The sequence below is a fragment of the Mesorhizobium sp. B2-4-3 genome (assembly GCF_006442815.1).
In the GTDB taxonomy this organism is placed as follows: domain Bacteria; phylum Pseudomonadota; class Alphaproteobacteria; order Rhizobiales; family Rhizobiaceae; genus Mesorhizobium.
In genome coordinates, this window is the sequence record NZ_VFVL01000036.1 from 17249 (window position 1) to 35131 (window position 17883).

General features: G+C 64.8%; 18 protein-coding genes. 16 read left to right on the top strand and 2 right to left on the bottom strand.

The window, feature by feature from the left end; all coding sequences use genetic code 11:
- Positions 1-117 precede the first annotated feature (117 nt).
- The 3 genes from FJ956_RS25965 (at position 118) to FJ956_RS25975 (ending at position 2232) form a co-directional block, all read left to right on the top strand.
- On the top strand, positions 118-786 hold the full coding sequence (locus FJ956_RS25965; protein WP_140681658.1) for an amino acid ABC transporter permease: 669 nt from the start codon (positions 118-120) through the stop codon (positions 784-786).
- Positions 773-1495 carry an amino acid ABC transporter ATP-binding protein gene (locus tag FJ956_RS25970; RefSeq protein WP_140681660.1) on the top strand — a complete coding sequence of 241 codons (723 nt, stop codon included), beginning with the start codon at positions 773-775 and terminating at the stop codon, positions 1493-1495. Before FJ956_RS25965 ends, FJ956_RS25970 begins: the two co-directional genes overlap by 14 nt.
- Positions 1496-1629: 134 nt before the next feature.
- Positions 1630-2232, top strand: a complete 603-nt coding sequence (locus FJ956_RS25975; protein ID WP_140681762.1) for a YdeI/OmpD-associated family protein — start codon at positions 1630-1632, stop codon at positions 2230-2232.
- A gap of 116 nt (positions 2233-2348) precedes the next feature.
- On the opposite strand, the gene FJ956_RS25980 is transcribed toward FJ956_RS25975, so the two are convergent.
- The gene (locus tag FJ956_RS25980; RefSeq protein WP_140681663.1) at positions 2349-2657 is read right to left on the bottom strand and encodes a hypothetical protein; all 309 of its coding nucleotides are present in this window, start codon (positions 2655-2657) and stop codon (positions 2349-2351) included.
- A gap of 364 nt (positions 2658-3021) precedes the next feature.
- Here FJ956_RS25980 and FJ956_RS25985 point away from each other — a divergent pair, with 364 nt between their 5' ends.
- The 8 genes from FJ956_RS25985 to FJ956_RS26020 all read left to right on the top strand — a co-directional run bounded on the left by FJ956_RS25985 (position 3022) and on the right by FJ956_RS26020 (position 9410).
- Positions 3022-3729, top strand: coding sequence for an SDR family NAD(P)-dependent oxidoreductase (locus tag FJ956_RS25985; protein ID WP_140681665.1), 708 nt, complete (start codon positions 3022-3024; stop codon positions 3727-3729).
- Between the two features lie 80 nt (positions 3730-3809).
- Entirely contained in the window at positions 3810-4106 is a 297-nt protein-coding gene (locus tag FJ956_RS25990) for a type II toxin-antitoxin system HigB family toxin (protein ID WP_140681667.1), read from the top strand.
- Positions 4106-4522, top strand: coding sequence for an XRE family transcriptional regulator (locus FJ956_RS25995; RefSeq protein ID WP_140681669.1), 417 nt, complete (start codon positions 4106-4108; stop codon positions 4520-4522). The genes FJ956_RS25990 and FJ956_RS25995 overlap by 1 nt, the downstream gene beginning before the upstream one ends.
- Before the next feature lie 308 nt (positions 4523-4830).
- On the top strand, positions 4831-6039 hold the full coding sequence (locus tag FJ956_RS26000) for an ABC transporter substrate-binding protein (protein WP_140681671.1): 1209 nt from the start codon (positions 4831-4833) through the stop codon (positions 6037-6039).
- A 44-nt stretch (positions 6040-6083) separates the two neighbouring features.
- A complete protein-coding gene (locus tag FJ956_RS26005) occupies positions 6084-6851 on the top strand; it encodes an ABC transporter ATP-binding protein (protein WP_140681764.1) in 768 nt (255 codons plus the stop codon).
- The gene (locus FJ956_RS26010) at positions 6844-7548 is read left to right on the top strand and encodes an ABC transporter ATP-binding protein (protein WP_140681673.1); all 705 of its coding nucleotides are present in this window, start codon (positions 6844-6846) and stop codon (positions 7546-7548) included. Before FJ956_RS26005 ends, FJ956_RS26010 begins: the two co-directional genes overlap by 8 nt.
- Positions 7549-7555: 7 nt before the next feature.
- Positions 7556-8443: a branched-chain amino acid ABC transporter permease gene (locus FJ956_RS26015; RefSeq protein WP_140681675.1), complete on the top strand. Its 888-nt coding sequence runs from the start codon at positions 7556-7558 to the stop codon at positions 8441-8443.
- 1 nt (position 8444) lies between these two features.
- Entirely contained in the window at positions 8445-9410 is a 966-nt protein-coding gene (locus FJ956_RS26020) for a branched-chain amino acid ABC transporter permease (protein ID WP_140681677.1), read from the top strand.
- A 238-nt stretch (positions 9411-9648) separates the two neighbouring features.
- Here FJ956_RS26020 and FJ956_RS26030 read toward each other — a convergent pair whose 3' ends face one another.
- Positions 9649-10122: an Lrp/AsnC family transcriptional regulator gene (locus FJ956_RS26030; RefSeq protein ID WP_140681679.1), complete on the bottom strand. Its 474-nt coding sequence runs from the start codon at positions 10120-10122 to the stop codon at positions 9649-9651.
- Positions 10123-10232: 110 nt separating this feature from the next.
- Between FJ956_RS26030 and FJ956_RS26035 the strand changes: the two genes are divergently transcribed.
- The 5 genes from FJ956_RS26035 (at position 10233) to FJ956_RS26055 (ending at position 17673) form a co-directional block, all read left to right on the top strand.
- On the top strand, positions 10233-11435 hold the full coding sequence (locus FJ956_RS26035; protein WP_140681681.1) for a diaminopropionate ammonia-lyase: 1203 nt from the start codon (positions 10233-10235) through the stop codon (positions 11433-11435).
- The gene (locus FJ956_RS26040; RefSeq protein WP_140681683.1) at positions 11432-12667 is read left to right on the top strand and encodes a Zn-dependent hydrolase; all 1236 of its coding nucleotides are present in this window, start codon (positions 11432-11434) and stop codon (positions 12665-12667) included. The genes FJ956_RS26035 and FJ956_RS26040 overlap by 4 nt, the downstream gene beginning before the upstream one ends.
- Positions 12668-12871: 204 nt before the next feature.
- Positions 12872-14068, top strand: a complete 1197-nt coding sequence (locus FJ956_RS26045) for a diaminopropionate ammonia-lyase (RefSeq protein ID WP_140681685.1) — start codon at positions 12872-12874, stop codon at positions 14066-14068.
- A 97-nt stretch (positions 14069-14165) separates the two neighbouring features.
- The gene (locus tag FJ956_RS26050; RefSeq protein ID WP_140681687.1) at positions 14166-15320 is read left to right on the top strand and encodes a M20 aminoacylase family protein; all 1155 of its coding nucleotides are present in this window, start codon (positions 14166-14168) and stop codon (positions 15318-15320) included.
- Positions 15321-15576: 256 nt separating this feature from the next.
- Positions 15577-17673, top strand: a complete 2097-nt coding sequence (locus FJ956_RS26055) for an EAL domain-containing protein (protein WP_140781998.1) — start codon at positions 15577-15579, stop codon at positions 17671-17673.
- The last annotated feature ends 210 nt before the right edge of the window (positions 17674-17883 follow it).

Genomic DNA, 17883 nt, shown 5'->3' on the forward strand with positions numbered 1-17883 from the left:
CCGAACGGCGGATTCCCTCAGCCTTCCCGGCCTGTCCGGCCGGAGAGTGCGCATGGCGCGCGAGCCATGCGTTCCTCCGCCGAGGCAGGCGGGAAATAGCATTCCAAGGCACGGTCCATGGGCTCCATCTGGCAAAACCTACCCGTCATCCTCGATGGCCTGCGGCTTACCATCCAGTATTCGATCGTCGCCATCCTCCTGATGGTGGTCATCGGCCTGTTCGCGGCGCTGATGCGCCTGTCGACAGTCGCGCCGCTGCGCTGGATCGCTACCGGCTATGTCGAGATTTTCCGATCCACCCCGCTGTTGGTGCAGCTCTTCTTCATCGTGCTCGGCCTGCCGGCGATCCTGCCCGTCAACCAGTGGTTCGGGCAGCTTACCTATCCGATCCTCGCCGCCGCCTTCACGCTCAGCCTGAACGAAGGCGCCTATGTCACCGAGATCATTCGCGCCGGCATACTCGGCGTCGACCGGGGCCAGAAGGAGGCGGCGCAGTCGATCGCCATGAACGGCTTTCAGACGATGCGCTATATCGTCCTGCCCCAGGCGTTCAAGCGGATGATCCCGCCGCTGGTCAACCAGGCGGCCCAGACGATCAAGGACACCTCGCTGCTGGCGCCGGTCGGCATCGCCGAACTGGTCTACAAGGGCGAGATCGTGATCGCCGAGACCTTCGCGTCCTTCGCCATCTGGGGGCTGATCGCCGCCCTCTACTTCGTCCTCATCTTCTCGCTGTCGAAGTTCTCGTCCTACCTGGAGAGGAGGCTTCAAGTTGATAAACGTTAAGGACCTTCACAAGTCCTTCGGCCACAACGAGATCCTCAAGGGGATAACCACCCATGTGGAGGAAAAGGAGGTCGTCGTCGTCATCGGCCCGTCGGGAAGCGGCAAAAGCACGTTCCTGCGCTGCCTGAACGGCTTGGAGGCGGCAACCAGCGGCGAGATCGAAATCGCCGGCATGATGCTGACCGACCCGAAGACGAACATCCACCAGCTGCGTCAGCATGTCGGCATGGTGTTTCAGCAGTTCAATCTGTTCAAGCACCTGACCATTCTGGAGAATGTCACAATCGGGCCGCGCAAGGTCAAGAAGATCCCGACCGAGGAGGCCAACAGGGTCGCGCGCGAATTGCTGGCCAAGGTCGGCCTCGTCGGCAAGGAAGCGAATTATCCGGACGAGCTGTCCGGCGGCCAGCAGCAGCGCGTGGCAATCGCGCGCTCGCTGGCGATGGGACCGAATGTCATGCTCTTCGACGAGCCGACCTCCGCGCTCGATCCCGAAATGGTGGGCGAGGTGCTTCAGGTCATGAAGACCCTCGCCGTTGAGGGTATGACGATGGTCGTCGTCACCCATGAGATGGGTTTTGCCCGGGAGGTCGGGCACCGTGTGATCTTCATGGATGACGGCATGATCGTGGAAGAGGGAGCGCCGAAGGCGCTTTTCTCGAATCCGCAAAGGGACCGCACGAAGAGCTTTCTGGCGAAGATTTTGTAGCGTCAGATTCGCCGGATTCCCCTCCATCGGCCTTAGCGCCAGTTCCTGCTGACGGAAACTGGCACTAGACGAGGCTACATGGGCCGCGGAATCGGCGAGACTGCCTTCCGACCAGCAATACGGCAGAGGTGATGATGGCCCCGATCAAGGTCGATCCGGACAAGGTGCGCGAATTTCCCGATGCGGAGAGCTTCTATGCCTGGCTTGCCGACAACCACGCTGGTGAAAGCGAGGTCTGGATCAAGGTCCACAAGATCGGGTCGGGGCTGGCATCGATCACGCCGAAGGAGGCGATCGACGTCGCGCTTTGCTTCGGCTGGATCGACGCGGTGCGCAAGTCGCTCGACGAGAAGAGTTTCCTGCAGCGCTACACGCCGCGTGGCAGGAAAAGCATCTGGAGCAAGATCAACATCGACAATGTCGCGCGCCTGATCGAGGAGGGCCGCATGACCAGCCACGGCTTGCGCGAGGTCGAGGCTGCAAAGGCCGACGGCCGCTGGGAGCGGGCCTATGGCGGGTCGAAGGAGATGACCATACCGCCCGACCTGCAGGCCGCGATCGATGCCGAGCCGAAGGCGAAAGCGACGGCAGAAACCCTCAACGCCCAGAACCGCTTCTCGCTCGCCTTCCGCGTCCACAACATGAAGACCGAAGCCGGGCGCAAGAAGAAGATCGCCGATCTCGTGGCAATGCTGGCGCGTGGCGAAATGATCTATCCGCAGAAGAAGAAACCGTAGACGCGAACAAAAACGCCGCCCGGAAGGGAGGGCGGCGTTTTCGGGAAGCGATGATCCTGGACCCTTTGCAAGCGGTCCGGGATCATCCGGTCATGAAGTTCGAAACGCGTCGGGCCTTATGCGGCCTTCTTCGCAACATGCTTCTTCACATGGTGCTTCTTCACGTGATGCTTCTTGGCATGATGCTTCGAGTGCTTCTTCACGTGATGATGCTTGCGGGCATGATGACGGTGATGCTTGCGATGATGCTTCTTGTGCTCGACCTTGGCGGCGGGCTTGGCCGTCTCGGTGGTCGCGGCCGGAGCAGTCGTCGTGGTGGTCGTGGTCGCGGTCGCGGCGGCGTTGGCTTCGGTGGTGCCCAGCGCCGGCACCGCGAAAGCGAGCGCGACGGCAAGGCCGAGTGCGGAAAGAATGGTCTTTTTCATAATCGGCATTCCTTGGTTAAGAACAATGTCCTGTGTCGCGCGCCGCAAATCATCGGCTGCTCCGGTGCCGCTTATGACAGGCGCTCTTTTCGCGAGTTTTTCCCGACTGTTGAATCTTGTTTCTGGACTGTGTCCGGCGCGTCCTCGCCCTCTTGCCTTGGGCAAAGTGACCGCATGGCGACCCGCGAGGGTGCGCTTGCGGATGCGATAGCACTTCCTCGACGCTGGCGAATATCGCCGGGGTTCAGAATTGACCGCCACTCATGAACTGCACCGCATAATGAATGCGAACTCCTCACTCTAATCAATCGGTGCGATCGATGCGATCTTGCCGTCGACACGAACAACCGAAGGAGCGGAAGCAATGACCGGCCACACAGATCATTCCGGCCAGGTGGCGCTGGTCACCGGCGGCAACCGGGGCATCGGCCTGGAAACGGCACTCCAGCTCGCGGAACTCGGCTTCACCGTGCTGATCGGCGTGCGCGATCTTGCCAAGGGCGAGGCGGCGGCGAAGCGACTTGGCGGCAAGGTCGAAGCCATCGCGCTGGATGTCGCCGCGCCCGGGGCGGCCGCGCGCGCCGCGGCCGAGGTCGAGCGCCGCTTCGGCCGGCTCGACATTTTGGTCAACAACGCCGCAATCCATTACGACCCTTCGGCGCGCGCGCTCAAGCCCGACTGGACGGTGATCCGCGAGGCCTTCGAGACCAATGTCTTCGGCGCCTGGCGCGTCGCTGCCGCCTTCGCGCCGCTGCTCGGTGCCTCCGGCCATGGCCGGCTGGTCAATGTCTCGTCGGAAGGCGGCTCGCTCGCTTCGATGGGCGCCGGCGCCCCGGCCTATTCGACCAGCAAGGCGACGCTCAACGCGCTGACCCGTATCATGGCCGCGGAGCTGCGCGGCGCGGGCGTGCTGGTCAACTCGATCTGCCCCGGCTGGGTCGCCACCGACATGGGCGGTCCCGGCGGCAGGCCGGTCGCGCAAGGGGCGGCCGGTATAGTCTGGGCCGCGACCTTGCCCGACGACGGCCCGACCGGCGGCTTCTTCCGCGACGGCAAGCGGCTGCCGTGGTGAGCGGGCGTCGATGAGATGGATATTTCCCAATTTGGGTAAGTCCCCCTTGTTCCCAGGTTGGGAAATATCTATATGGGTGCATGCAAATTGTCAGCAGGAAAGCGCTCGTCACCTTCTGGACGAAGCACCCGCAATCCAGAATGCCGCTGACGGCCTGGTTCAATGCATCGAGCAAGGCCGATTGGAAGGGACCGGCTGACATCAAGGAACAGTTCGGCGCAAACGTCGATTTCGTAGTTGATAACCGAGTGGTGTTCGACATTGCGGGCAATAAGTACCGGCTGATTGTGCATGTCAGCTACACGTTCAAGAGGGTGCTCATCAAATTCGTCGGCACCCACGCCGAGTACGACAAGATAGACGCGGAGCAGGTGTGATGGACAACATCCGACCCATTAAGACCGAAGCCGATTACGATTGGGCGATTGCGGAGATCACTCGCTATTTTGACAAGGAGCCGGTTCCCGGCACGCCTGACGCCGATCGTTTCGATGTTCTTGCTGAACTCATCGAAGCATATGAGGCAAAACACTACCCTATCGCGGAAACCGACCCAGTGGACGCGATCACTGCTCATATGGAGATGGCCAATCTCAGCAGGCACGCGCTGGTAAAGCTGCTCGGGTCGGCGTCGCGTGCATCTGAGATTCTAGCCCGCAAGCGAGCGCTGACGATGGACATGGCTTTCAAGCTCAATCGTGAATGGCATATCCCCGCGGAGGTCCTGATCGTCCCTTATCACTTGGCCGACCAGGGCTACAAAAAGGATAAAAAAGCCGCCGCGCGCGCTTGATGGTCCGGGGGGCGTCTCATAGGCGCGTGACCGCCTCTTGATCGTCTCTGGCAACGGGTCGCCCCATTCATCTGCCATGCTACGAAAATAGCATTCTCGGCCTGTGAAAGGTGATGCTAGGCTCGCGCCCGTGCACCCAAGGCACGCCGCGGCCCAATCCGCAAACAGGAGGGCCGCAAAACAGGAGGGCCCGCGAGAGGAGGAGCGGCAGGGCGGGATCGAGGCTCCAATCCAAAATCCGAAGGAACTGTTGAACCATCGCGAGGCCGCCGCGTTTCCCGTGGTTGGCCACAAGGGAGGAACCACCAGTGAAAGCATCCTATCTCGTCTCGGCCGCGCTCCTTGCGGCATCCGCAATGCCGGCGGCGGCCGGCGAAATTTCCGACGGCAAGGTCAAGATCGGCATCCTGAACGACCAGTCGGGTGTCTACGCCGATTTCGGCGGCAAGTGGTCGGTCGAGGCCGCCAAGATGGCGGTCGAGGATTTCGGCGGCAAGGTACAGGGCGCGCCGATCGAGATCGTCAGCGCCGACCATCAGAACAAGGCCGACATCGCCTCCAACATCGCGCGCCAGTGGTACGACACCGAGCAGGTCGACGCGATCATGGAGCTCACGACGTCTTCTGTTGCGCTCGCCGTCCAGGGCATCTCGAAAGAAAAGAAGAAGATCGACATCGTCACCGGCGCTGCTTCCACCGACCTCACCGGCAAGCAGTGCTCACCCTACGGCTTCCACTGGGCCTATGACACCCATTCGCAGGCTGTCGGCACCGGCGGCGAGCTGGTCAAGCAGGGCGGCGACAGCTGGTATTTCATCACCGTCGACTACGCCTTCGGCTATTCGCTGAAGGACCAGACCGCCAAGCTCGTCGAATCCAGCGGCGGCAAGGTGCTGGGCGAGGTTCGCTATCCGCTCGGCTCCACCGACTATTCCTCCTTCCTGCTCCAGGCGCAGTCCTCCGGCGCCAAGATCGTCGGGCTTGCCAATGCCGGCCTCGACACTTCCAATTCGATCAAGCAGGCGGCGGAATTCGGCATCGTCGCCGGCGGCCAGCGTCTGGCGGCACTTCTCTTCACGCTCGCCGAAGTGCATGGGCTCGGCCTCCAGGCGGCGCAGGGCGTGGTGCTGACCGAAGGCTTTTACTGGGACCGCGACGACAAGAGCCGCGAATTCGCCCAACGCTTCTTCAAGCGCACCAACCGCATGCCGAACATGATCCAGGCCGGCACCTACTCGGCGGTGACGCAGTATCTGAAGGCCATCGACAAGGCCGGCACGGACGAGACCGAGGCCGTGGCCAAGGAGCTGCATGAAATGCCCGTCAACGACGTCTTCACCGCCAATGGCAAGGTGCAGGCCGATGGCTCGATGGTGCACGACATGTATCTCTACCAGGTCAAGAAGCCGGAAGAGTCGAAGAAGGACTGGGACTACTACACCTACCTGGCGACCATTCCGGGCGACAAGGCCTTCATGAAGGCCGAAGACAGCGGCTGCCCGCTCGCTACCAAGTGACGCTCGACACCGCCACCGCTGTCCGGCCGGGCAGCACGGATCAGATGCCGCGGGTGGTGCTTGCCGCCCGCGGCCTCAGGCGCGACTTCGCCGGCTTCGTCGCGGTGAAGGATGTCGACCTCGACATCCATCACGCAAAAATCCATGCGCTGATCGGCCCGAACGGCGCCGGCAAGACCACGATCTTCAACCTGTTGACCAAATTCCTGCAGCCGACCAGCGGCAGGATCGAATTGCTCGGCACCGACATCACCCGCGCGCCGCCGGCAAGAGTGGCGCGTATGGGCCTCGTCCGCTCGTTCCAGATATCAGCGATCTTTCCGCATCTCACCGTGCTCGACAATGTGCGGGTCGCGCTGCAGCGCCCAAGCGGGCTGGGCTACCAGTTCTGGCGCTCGCTCTCCGCGCTCGACCAGCTCACGCCAAGGGCGCGCGAGCTGCTTGCCATCGTCGGGCTGGATGACGCGGCGCATCGCCTGGCCGGCGATCTCTCCTATGGCAGGAAGCGCGTGCTGGAGATCGCCACCACGCTGGCTCTCGATCCGAAAGTGCTTCTGCTCGACGAGCCGATGGCCGGCATGGGGCATGAGGATGTCGGCATGATCTCCGGCATCATCCGCTCGCTCGCAAAAGACCGTGCCGTGCTGATGGTCGAGCACAATCTCACCGTGGTCGCCGACCTCTGCGACTGGATCACCGTCATGCAGCGCGGCCAAGTGCTGGCGGCCGGCGACTATGCCACCGTCAGCCAGGACGAGCGCGTGCGCGTCGCTTATATGGGCACCGAGCATGGGGGGACCGAGCATGAGTGAGCCGCTGCTTGCCCTGCGCGACCTCCACGCCTGGTATGGCGAAGGCCATGCGCTGCACGGCGTCGACCTCGATGTATATCGCGGCGAGACGGTGACGCTGCTCGGCCGCAACGGCGTCGGCAAGACGACGACGCTGCGCGCCATCATGGGGCTGATCCGCAAGCGGACGGGAAGCGTCACCTTCAACGGCAAGGAGCTGATTGGCCTGCCGCTGCACCGCGTCGCCCATCGGGGCATCGGCTTCGTGCCGGAGGAGCGCGGCATCTTCGCCACGCTGACCGTCGACGAGAACCTTATCCTGCCGCCGGTCGTGGCCAAGGGCGGCATGAGCGTGGAAGAAATCTTCGAGCTCTTTCCCAATTTGAAAGAGCGCCGCAACAGCCAGGGCACGAAACTGTCGGGCGGCGAGCAGCAGATGCTGGCGATCGCGCGGATCTTAAGGACCGGCGTCGAGATGCTGCTGCTCGACGAGCCGACGGAGGGCCTAGCGCCGGTCATCGTCCAGCGCATCGGCGAGCTGCTGGCGACGCTGAAGAAGCGCGGCATGACCATCCTGCTGGTGGAACAGAACTTCCGCTTCGCCGCCCGCATCGCCGACCGCTTCTACCTGATGGACCACGGCAAGGTGGTGGAAGGTTTTGCCGTCGGCCAACTGACCGCGCATACCGACAAGCTGCACGAGGTGCTGGGGGTATGAGCGCGCCATGTTGACGGTCTTCGGCATCCCCATCCAGGCGCTTCTCGGCCAGCTCCTTGTCGGCCTGATCAACGGCTCCTTCTACGCCATGCTCAGCCTCGGCCTCGCTGTTATCTTCGGCCTGCTGCGCATCATCAATTTCGCCCATGGCGCGCTCTATATGCTGGGTGCCTTCATCGGCTATCTGCTGCTGATGCATTTGGGCATCGGCTACTGGCCGGCGCTGGTCCTTGTGCCGCTTATCGTCGGCCTGTTCGGCATGGCGGTCGAGCGCCTTGCTTTGTCGCGGCTCTACCGCCTCGACCCGCTTTACGGCCTGCTCTTCACCTTCGGCCTCGCCTTGGTGATCGAAGGCGTGTTCCGCTATTATTACGGCGTCTCGGGCAATCCCTATGCCGTGCCGACGCTGCTCGCCGGCGGAACCAATCTCGGCTTCATGTTCCTGCCCAACTACCGCGGCTGGGTGGTGGTGGCTTCGCTCATTGTCTGCATCGGCACCTGGCTGCTGATCGAAAAGACGAGGCTCGGCTCCTATCTGCGCGCGGCCACCGAGAACCCGCAACTGGTGCAGGCCTTCGGCGTCAACGTGCCGCTGCTGCTCACGCTCACCTACGGGCTGGGCGCGGCGCTTGCCGGGCTCGCCGGCATTCTCGCCGCTCCGGTCTACCAGGTCAGCCCGCTGATGGGTTCGGACCTGATCATCGTCGTCTTCGCCGTCGTCGTGGTCGGCGGCATGGGATCGATCCTCGGCGCCATCGTCACCGGCTACATGCTCGGCCTCGCGGAGGGCCTGACCAAGGTTTTCTATCCCGAGGCTTCGAACCTCGTCGTCTTCGTCATCATGGTGATCGTGCTGCTCTTGCGCCCGGCCGGCCTGTTCGGAAGGGATGCCTGAGATGAGCGAGGCAACCCTTCACCAGGAACGCGCCGCCGCCTCGCTCAGGCTGGAACGTGCGCTGATAGCGCTGGGCATCGTGGCGCTGATCGCCGCGCCCTTCTTCATCTATCCGATCTTCGTCATGAAGATGCTGTGCTTCGCGCTCTTCGCCTGCGCCTTCAACCTCCTGCTCGGCTACACCGGCCTGCTCTCCTTCGGCCATGCGGCCTTCTTCGGCGGCGCGGCCTATTTCTGCGCCTACGCCGTGAAGGCCTGGGGCTGGCCGCCGGAGGCAGCCATCCTGCTCGGCACCGCGGGTGCGGCGCTGATGGGCCTGGTCATGGGCTTCCTGGCCATCCGCCGGCAGGGCATCTATTTCTCGATGATCACCCTTGCGCTGGCGCAGATGTTCTATTTCTTCTGCGTCCAGGCGCCCTTCACCGAGGGCGAGGACGGCATCCAGGGCGTTGCGCGCGGAACGCTTTTTGGAATCGTCGATTTGAACGCGCCGATGACCATGTATTTCTTCGTGCTCGCCGTCTTCCTCATCGGCATCTTCGCCGTCTGGCGCATCGTCAACTCGCCCTTCGGCATGATCCTGCGCTCAATAAGGGAGAACGAGAACCGCGCCATTTCGCTGGGCTATTCCGTCGGCCGCTACAAGCTCGCCGCCTTCGTCATGTCGGCAGCCCTTGCCGGCTTCGCCGGCGCCACCAAGGCGATCGTCTTCCAGTTCGCGACCCTCACCGACGTCACCTGGCAGATGTCGGGCGAGGTGATCCTGATGACGCTGCTCGGCGGCATCGGCACCATGGTCGGCCCGGTGGCGGGCGCGGGCCTTGTCGTCGGCCTGGAGAATACGCTTGCGACCTCCGGCTTTCCCGTGACGATCGCCACGGGGCTCATCTTCATGGTCTGCGTGCTGATCTTCAGGCGCGGGATTGTAGGGGAGGTGTATGCGCGGTGGCTGGGGCGCAAGGGCTGAGCGAGCTGATTGGCGAAGACGGCGCCATAGCTAATCTCCCCCCTTGTGGGGAAGATGTCCGGCAGGACAGAGGGGGCGCTGTCCGCCGACGTTGCCAAGCTTGGATTCTTGTTTCCTACTTCGTGGAGTCCAGCGACCTTCATTCTCGGGAGCCGTGATCCTTCGCGCCCCCCTCTGGCCTGCCGGCCATCTCCCCCACGAGGGGGGAGATTGGCAGCTTCCGCGCCGCGCCTTCCTGTCACTCCACCGGCACCTCCAGCCCCATCTTCACCCGGTCCATCGCCACGAACGTCCGGAACCTTTTGACGTTGTTGTTTGCGAAGAACAGCCGCCGGGTCAGCGCTTCGTAGTCGGCCATCGTCGCCACGGTGACGACGAGGATGAAATCGGCCTCGCCGGTGACATAGTAGCATTGCTGCACCTCGGGCACTTCGGCAAAGCCGCGCTTGGCGGCGTCGATCAACTCGGCCCGCTCGCTCTCCACCTCGACCTCGACGAAGATCGTGATCGGGTGGCCGACCCTGGCCGGGTCGACCAGCGCGACATTGGCGCGGATGACGCCCGTTTCCTCCATGCGCTTGATGCGCCGCTGCACGGCCGGCGCCGAGAGGTTGACCTTCTCGCCGATGGCTCGCTGCGGCGTGGTGTTGTCCTTCTGCAGGATGGCGAGGATGGCGCGGTCGAAGGCGTCGAGTTCGGACGAAAAGGGCATGGCAGCGTTCCAGACGAAACAAACTTGCATTTCAAGCGCCAAAACAGAGCGCCTTTCTCGCTTCGTTTGCAATAAATTTCAGTGCATCGAAGACGCAGAAAGGCCGCCCCATGTTCCTGCTCAACCGCCACCCCGATCATCGCCGACCGCTGACCGAGGAAGACGCAGCTATGCTTGGGCTCGCCGGCGCCGGGGAGGCCGAGCGCTTCCTTGCCGCGCGCGACAACCATGCCGAGACGCCGCTGCACGCCTTGCCGGCGCTGGCGGGCGAACTCGGCATCGGCTCAGCTTACGTCAAGGACGAGGGCAAGCGCCTCGGCCTCGGCAGCTTCAAGGCGCTCGGCGGCGCCTATGCCGTCATGCATCTGGTGTTGGAGGAGGCCGGCAGGCGGCTCGGCCGCGCCGTCGATGTTGAGGAACTGCACAAACCGGAGGTGAGGGCGATCGCCGCGCAAATGACCTTCGCCTGCGCCACCGACGGCAATCATGGACGCTCGGTGGCGCAGGGCGCCGGGCTTGTCGGCGCGCGCTCCGTCATCTTCGTCCATTCGGGCGTCAGCAACGAACGCGTGGCGGCCATCGCCCGCCTCGGCGCCGAGATGGTGCGCGTTGCCGGCGACTACGACCAGTCGGTCAGGGAAGCCGCCCGCGTCGCCGCCGAGCGCGGCTGGACCGTCGTCTCCGACACGTCCTGGCCGGGCTATGAGCGCATTCCGGGACTGGTGATGCAGGGCTATACCGTGATCGTGCGCGAAGCGCTGAAACGCTTGCCTGAGCCGCCCACCCATGTCTTCCTGCAGGCTGGCGTCGGCGGCTTCGCCGCGGCGGTGGCCGGCCATCTCGCCATCATGCTTGGCGAGGATCGTCCAAAGGCAATCGTGGTCGAGCCGGCGCGGGCGGCATGCGTCTACGCCACCGCCAAGGCGGGGCGTCCAGTCGCGATCGCGCACAGCAAGCCCACGGTGATGGCGATGCTCGAATGCTATGAGCCGTCTTTGGTCGCCTGGCGCGTCCTGTCGCGGATCGGCGATGCTTTCATGACGGTCGAGGAAGAGGATGCGATCTCGGTGATGAACCGCCTGGCGCGCCCCAAGGCGAACGATCCGGCGATCGTCTCCGGCGAGAGTGGCGGGGCGGGGCTCGCCGGGCTGATCCGCGCTGCCGGCGACAGGAAGATACGGGCAGCACTCGGCCTCGACTCCAGCTCCCGCGTTCTGATCATCAATTCCGAGGGCGCGACAGATCCTGGCCGTTATGCCGAGCTGGTCGGCATGGCGCCGGACGAGGTCGCAAACGCAAGGCTGCCGGCATGAGCAATCTGACGATCAACACCGACCGGCTTCTGGGTCGCATCCAGGAACTCGGCGGCATCGGCCGCGACGCGCAGGGACGGCTGGTCCGCGTCGCCGCCTCCGACATGGACAAGCTCGGTCGCCACCGCCTCGTCGGCTGGCTGGAAGAGGCAGGGCTTGAGGTCGCCGTCGACCGCATCGGCAACATTTTCGGGATATGGAAGGATGGCGCCAACGAAAGCCAGGCGCCGCTCATGCTCGGCTCCCACATCGACACGGTGATCGACGCCGGCATCTATGACGGCTGCTATGGCGTGCTTGCCGGCCTCGAAGCGATCGAGAGCCTGAAGGAGGCCGGCTTCGCGCCGGCGCGCCCGCTTGTCGTTGCCGCTTTCACCAATGAGGAGGGCGTGCGCTTCTCGCCCGACATGATGGGCTCGCTGGTCTTTGCCGGCGGCCGCGACCTCGGGGAAGCGCTGGCCTCGGTCGGCACCGACGGCACGGTGCTGGGCAAGGAGCTTGAGCGCATCGGCTATGCCGGCAACCACGAGCCCGGCTTCCTCAGGCCGCATGCCTATGTCGAATTGCATGTCGAGCAGGGGCCGGTGCTCGAGCGCGAGGGCATCGCCATCGGCGCGGTCGAAAACCTGCAGGGCATTTCGTGGCAGCGCATCACCATCGACGGCGAGGCCAACCATGCCGGCACCACGCCCATGTCGATGCGCCGCGATGCCGGCGTCGCCGCCGCGCGGGTGATCGGCTTTCTCGCGGACCGGGCCAGCGCGTCGTCGACGCGCACGGTCGCGACCGTCGGCACCATCGCTTTCGAGCCCAACGCCATCAACGTCATCCCGTCGCGGGCGACCTTCACAATCGACCTGCGCGACCCGGCTGAAACGCACCTTCGCGAGGAGGAAACCGCGCTCGCCGCTTTCCTCGACCAGCTTGCCGCGAGCGCCGGTGTCACCATCCATGCCGAAAGCCTGGCGCGGTTCGAGCCGGTGACCTTCGATGCCCGTATCGTCTCGCTGATCGAGGACGGCGCCAACGCCGCCGGCCTTTCGTGCCGGCGCATGACCTCGGGCGCCGGACACGACGCGCAGATGATCGCGCGCATCGCGCCGTCGGCGATGATCTTCGTGCCGAGCCGGGGCGGCATCAGCCACAACCCCACCGAGTTCACCGCTCCCCACGAGCTGGTTGCCGGCGCCAACGTCCTGCTAGGCGTCGCCGCCAGGCTGGCTGCCGACTGATCGCGGGAGGAACCAGACTAGGCATGCCGCGGCGGCGAAATACCACCAAAAATAGTCATGTTGGCTGTATCGGGTCATCCTGAAGCGAACGTCCGGCGACATCCAATCGAAACAAACTTCAATCACTTAGCCAATTAAAGCGTCCAGAATCGCGCCCGAATCGCGCCCCGCCGACAGAGTTCAGTGCCTCGCAGGAAGACTAGCATGCTGCTTCTCAACCAACGCCCAGAACACAACCAGCCTTTGGTTGCCGCCGATGCCGAGTCGCTCGGGATCGCGGGAGGCGCGCGGGCCGAGCGTTACCTCAAGGCGCGCGACGATCATGCCGAAACGCCGCTGCACGCCTTGCCGGCGCTGGCCGATCACCTCGGCGTCGCGGCACTTCATGTCAAGGATGAAGGCCAGCGTCTCGGCCTTGGCAGCTTCAAGGCGTTGGGCGGCGCCTATGCCGTTATGCGGCTGGTGCTGGAGGAGGCCGGCAAGTGGCTCGGGCGCGATGTCGACATCAGCGAGATAAACGACGCCAGGGTGCGCGAGATTGCGTCGAGCATGATCTTCGTCTGCGCCACCGACGGCAACCATGGCCGCTCCGTGGCGCAGGGCGCCAGCCTCGTCGGCGCGCGCTCGGTGATCTTCGTCCATGCCGGCGTAAGCCGCGAGCGTGTCGCGGCCATCGCCCGCTTCGGCGCCGAGATCGTCGAGGTCGAAGGCGGTTATGACCATGCGGTGCGCGAAGTCGCCCGCGTCGGTGCCGAGCGCGGCTGGAAGATCGTCTCCAACACGTCCTGGCTGGGCTATGAGCGCGTCCCCGGACTGGTCATGCAGGGCTACACGGTGATCGTGCGCGAGACGTTGCGGCGCATGGCCGAGCCGCCCACGCATGTCTTCCTGCAGGCCGGCGTCGGCGGCTTCGCGGCCGCGGTCGCCGGCCATCTGGCTGTCATGCTTGGCTCCAGGCGGCCGAAGGCCGTGGTAGTCGAGCCGCGGCGCTCGGCTTGCGTCTACGCCTCGGTTGAGGCCGGACGTCCGGCAACGATCGCAAATCAGCAGCCGACCGTGATGACGATGCTCGAATGCGCCGAGCCGTCCTTGGTCGCCTGGCGCGTGCTGGCGCGCGTCGGCGACGCCTTCATGACGGTGGAAGAGGAGGACGCGGTCGCGGTGATGAAGCGGCTGGCGCTGCCGCTGGGCAACGATCCGGCCATCGTCTCCGGCGAGAGCGGCGGGGCAGGCCTCGCCGGGCTGGTCCGCGCCGCTGGCGACAGGCATAAGCGCACGGCGCTCGGCCTCGATACGCATTCGCGCGTGCTCGTCATCAACTCGGAGGGCGCGACCGACCATGGCCGCTTTGCCGAGCTGGTCGGGATGGCGCCGGAAGAGGTGTTCCTGCAGACTGCGTGAGAGCAATTCCAGGAAAAGTGCCGAGCGGTTGGGCTCGGCGACTTCGCCGTAGCCTTCCGTCCGGAATTGCGTCGAGAAAAGGAGCTTGAGGGCGACGATGGCTGAACTCGACCAACAGGCACTGCATAGCGAGATGACGGCGTGGCGGCGCGATCTCCACGCCCATCCCGAGTTCGGCTTCGAGGAAAAACGCACCGCCGTCTTTGTGGCGGATAAGCTCCGCGCGTTCGGGCTTGAGGTGGCCGAAGGCGTCGGCGGCACAGGCGTCGTCGGCACGCTGACCCGCGGCAGCGGCAACCGCGCCATCGCGCTGCGCGCCGACATGGATGCGCTGCGCATCGCCGAACAGGGCACGCAAGCCTGGCGCTCGCAAACACCCGGCACCATGCATGCCTGTGGCCATGACGGCCACACCTCGATGCTGCTCGGCGCGGCAAAGCTGCTTGCCGGCGAAGGCGGCTTCGACGGCACGGTGCGCTTCATCTTCCAGCCGGCCGAGGAATGGGGCAGGGGCGCGCTGGCCATGCTGGACGACGGCCTGCTTGAGCGCTTCCCTTTCGAGGAGATATTCGGGCTGCACAACATGCCTGGCCTGCCCATCGGCCATTTCGAGACCCGCAGCGGCCCGGTCATGTCGGCCGAGGACAATTTCGAGATCGTGCTCAAAGGCCTCGGCGGCCACGCGGCGCGGCCGCATGCGGGTCAGGAGGCGCTGGTCGCCGCCTGCGCGCTGGTCGTCAACCTGCAGACCATCGTCTCGCGCCGCCTGAGCCCCGCCGATATCGGCGTCGTCTCCGTGACGGAATTGATCACCGACGGCACCCGCAACGCGCTGCCGGGCATGGCGCGCATCCTCGGCGACTGCCGCAGTTTCCGGCCAGAGGTAAGCGCCGCGATCGAGAAAGAAATGCGCCGCATCGCCGAGGGCACGGCCCAGGCCTATAACGTCGCGGCTGACGTCGCTTACACCCGCGAGTTCGTGCCTTTGATCAACGACGCGGCGCTGGTGGGCGAGGCACTTGCGGCGGCCCGTACGGTGCTGGCCGACGATGCTGTCCGCGTCGCGGCCGAGCCCATGACCGCCTCGGAGGATTTCGCCCGCTTCCTGACCCACATGCCCGGGTGTTTCGTCTTCATGGGCAATGGCGGCACCGCGCCGCTGCACAACCCGGCCTATGATTTCAACGACGAGGGTCTGCTGCACGGCGCGCGTTTCCATGCGGCGCTGGTGAGGAGAAGGCTGGGCGGTTAGCAATCTCCCCCCTTGTGGGGGAGATGCCCGGCAGGGCAGAGGGGGGCGCTGTCCCGCCAGCGTTTCAGGCTGTCGCAGTCGAACAGCTTGCCAGCAGCCTTGATCGAAATTCGGGCAACGCCGCGATCCTTCGCGCCCCCCTCTGGCCTGCCGGCCATGTCCCCCAAAAGGGGGGAGATTGGCTGAACCGCCCCCGGTAACTCTTTCTTCTCTGCTTTCATGCAGTATTGCCGGGACAGGACGGCAAGAACAAAGAATGGCGGACGACAATAAACGCAACGGCAAGTTCTGGGCGCTGGCGCTTGACCGCGCTCATCTCGGCCTATGGGACTGGAATCTGTCGACGGGCGATTGCTACTATTCGCCGACCTGGTCGAAGATGCTGGGCTATGAAGCTGGCGAACTCGCCAACACGCCCGATCTCTGGCTGAAGCTCACCCATCCCGACGATCGCCAGCGCGCGCAGGACAGCGGCGACCGGCATATTGCGGGCATCGTCGATTCCATCGAGACCGAGCTGCGCCTGCGCCACAAGGACGGCCATTGGATCTGGGTGCTCGACCGCGGCGGCATTGTCGAGCGCGACGCCGACGGCAAGCCGCTCAGGCTGATGGGCGTGCAGACCGACATCACCCGGCAGAAAGAGGCCGAGGCGGCGCTGGAGCAGGTCAATGTCCGCTTCCGGCTGGCGCTTGCCGCCAGCGGCACCGGCATCTGGCACCACGATATCGGCACCAGGAAAAGCTATTGGGATGCGCGCACGCGCGAGATCTTCGGCCTGGTTGCCGATACCGATGAGGTGACGGCCGACCTCTGGCACACCTACCTTCATCCCGACGACAAGGAAGCCACCGAGCGAGCGCATCAGATCGCGCCCGGCTCGAACAGCGTCGTCGCCTCGCAATACCGGATCGTCCTGCGTGATGGCCAGGTTCGCCATGTCGAATCGCTGGTGCGCTTCATTGCCGGTGTCGGCTCGGCCGGCCAGATTCTGGGCACGGTTCGCGACATCACCGAGGAGAAGACGCGCGCCGAGGAGCTTGCCTTCGCCGCGCGTCACGACGCGCTGACCGGGCTGCTCAACCGTTCGGCCTTCGACCGGCTGCTTGCCGAGAACATCGCCATGGCCGGGCGCCTCCCGCTTGCCGTGTTCTATGTCGACCTCGACTACTTCAAGGCGCTCAACGACTATGCCGGCCATGCCGCCGGCGACCTGGCGCTGAAGAGCGTCGCGGCGGGCATCCTCGCCAGCCTGCCGGCGTCCGCGCATGCGGCGCGCCTCGGCGGCGACGAATTCGCGCTGCTGGTGCCGAACTGCAATGACGCCTGCGCCGAGCACCTTGCCCGCGCCGTGCTTGCCGCCGTGCGCGACGCCGATCTCGGCCCGGCCGTCACCTCGCGCAGGCTTGCCGCCAGCATCGGCATCGCCTTCGTGCGCGACCGGAACATGAGCGTGGCCGACGCGCTCGCCTGCGCCGACGATGCCTGCTACGCCGCCAAGGCCGGCGGCCGGGACCGCTTCGCGGTGTTTTCGCCGGAGACGACGTCGGGCGCCGGCGGCCTCAACGCCGCGCGGCTGGCGGCCGACCTGGTCGATGCGATGGAGGACGGACGGCTTAAGCTGTTCGGCCAGGAGATCCACCGGCTCGGCCAGCCATGGGAAGACAGCCGCCACGTCGAGGTGCTGGCCAGGCTCGAGGCCCGCACCGGCAAGATGATCCCGCCCGGCGATTTCGTGCCGGTCGCCGAACGCTTCGGCCTTGCCGCCCGGCTCGACCGCTGGATCATCCGCACCGCGCTGGCGCGCCACGGCGAGGCGATGCGCGCGGGCGCCATCGCGCTCGACTTCAATTTATCGGCGCAGACGCTTTCCGATCCGCAGCTCTGGGATTTCGTCGACGAGGCTATCGCCGACAGCGGCGCGCCGGCGTCGGCCATCGGCTTCGAGATCACCGAGACCGCCGCCGTCACCAATTTCGATGCCGCGGCGGAGTTCGTGCGCAAGGCCAGGCAACGCCGCTGCCGCGTCAGCCTCGACGATTTCGGCGCCGGCATGAGCTCGTTCGAATATCTCAGGCGCTTCCCCGTCGACGCCATCAAGATCGACGGTTCGTTCGTCGAGCACATTGCCGAAAGCCGCTTCGACCGTGAGATCGTTTCGGCGATCACCGGCATCGCGCGCTCGATGGGCGCCGCGGTGGTGGCCGAAAAGGTCGAGGAGAAAAACGCGCTGGAGATTCTCATGGGCATGGGCGTCGCCTATGGCCAGGGCTATTTCCTGCACCGGCCCGAACCGCTGGAAGCGATCGTGGCAAGGGCGACGGGCGGTGCGCTGGGGATACGGGCTGGTTGATACGGCCAAGCTCCCATGCGGAGGAAATGCCCCAAGCAGAGGCGGGTGCTGCCTTGCCGGCGCGGCCCGGGATTTGCGCCAAACAAAGCGATAGAGCGGGTTCACCATCTTCGTTAAATGATGAACGGTTGCTCTGTCGAATTCTTAGGACAATTTGACTACTTCCTGCGAACCGTTCCGCTCGGGACATGATGTCTTGGGTCGACCGTC

Coding starts and splice junctions, on each gene's coding strand:
- FJ956_RS26010 (WP_140681673.1), top strand. CDS start 6,844: ATGAGTGAGCCGCTGCTTGCCCTGCGCGACCTCCACGCCTGGTATGGC.
- FJ956_RS26040 (WP_140681683.1), top strand. CDS start 11,432: ATGAGCAATCTGACGATCAACACCGACCGGCTTCTGGGTCGCATCCAG.
- FJ956_RS26030 (WP_140681679.1), bottom strand. CDS start 10,122: ATGCCCTTTTCGTCCGAACTCGACGCCTTCGACCGCGCCATCCTCGCC.
- FJ956_RS25990 (WP_140681667.1), top strand. CDS start 3,810: ATGCAAATTGTCAGCAGGAAAGCGCTCGTCACCTTCTGGACGAAGCAC.
- FJ956_RS26015 (WP_140681675.1), top strand. CDS start 7,556: ATGTTGACGGTCTTCGGCATCCCCATCCAGGCGCTTCTCGGCCAGCTC.
- FJ956_RS26035 (WP_140681681.1), top strand. CDS start 10,233: ATGTTCCTGCTCAACCGCCACCCCGATCATCGCCGACCGCTGACCGAG.
- FJ956_RS25980 (WP_140681663.1), bottom strand. CDS start 2,657: ATGAAAAAGACCATTCTTTCCGCACTCGGCCTTGCCGTCGCGCTCGCT.
- FJ956_RS25965 (WP_140681658.1), top strand. CDS start 118: ATGGGCTCCATCTGGCAAAACCTACCCGTCATCCTCGATGGCCTGCGG.
- FJ956_RS26045 (WP_140681685.1), top strand. CDS start 12,872: ATGCTGCTTCTCAACCAACGCCCAGAACACAACCAGCCTTTGGTTGCC.
- FJ956_RS26005 (WP_140681764.1), top strand. CDS start 6,084: ATGCCGCGGGTGGTGCTTGCCGCCCGCGGCCTCAGGCGCGACTTCGCC.
- FJ956_RS25975 (WP_140681762.1), top strand. CDS start 1,630: ATGGCCCCGATCAAGGTCGATCCGGACAAGGTGCGCGAATTTCCCGAT.
- FJ956_RS26020 (WP_140681677.1), top strand. CDS start 8,445: ATGAGCGAGGCAACCCTTCACCAGGAACGCGCCGCCGCCTCGCTCAGG.
- FJ956_RS25985 (WP_140681665.1), top strand. CDS start 3,022: ATGACCGGCCACACAGATCATTCCGGCCAGGTGGCGCTGGTCACCGGC.
- FJ956_RS26050 (WP_140681687.1), top strand. CDS start 14,166: ATGGCTGAACTCGACCAACAGGCACTGCATAGCGAGATGACGGCGTGG.
- FJ956_RS26055 (WP_140781998.1), top strand. CDS start 15,577: ATGGCGGACGACAATAAACGCAACGGCAAGTTCTGGGCGCTGGCGCTT.
- FJ956_RS25995 (WP_140681669.1), top strand. CDS start 4,106: ATGGACAACATCCGACCCATTAAGACCGAAGCCGATTACGATTGGGCG.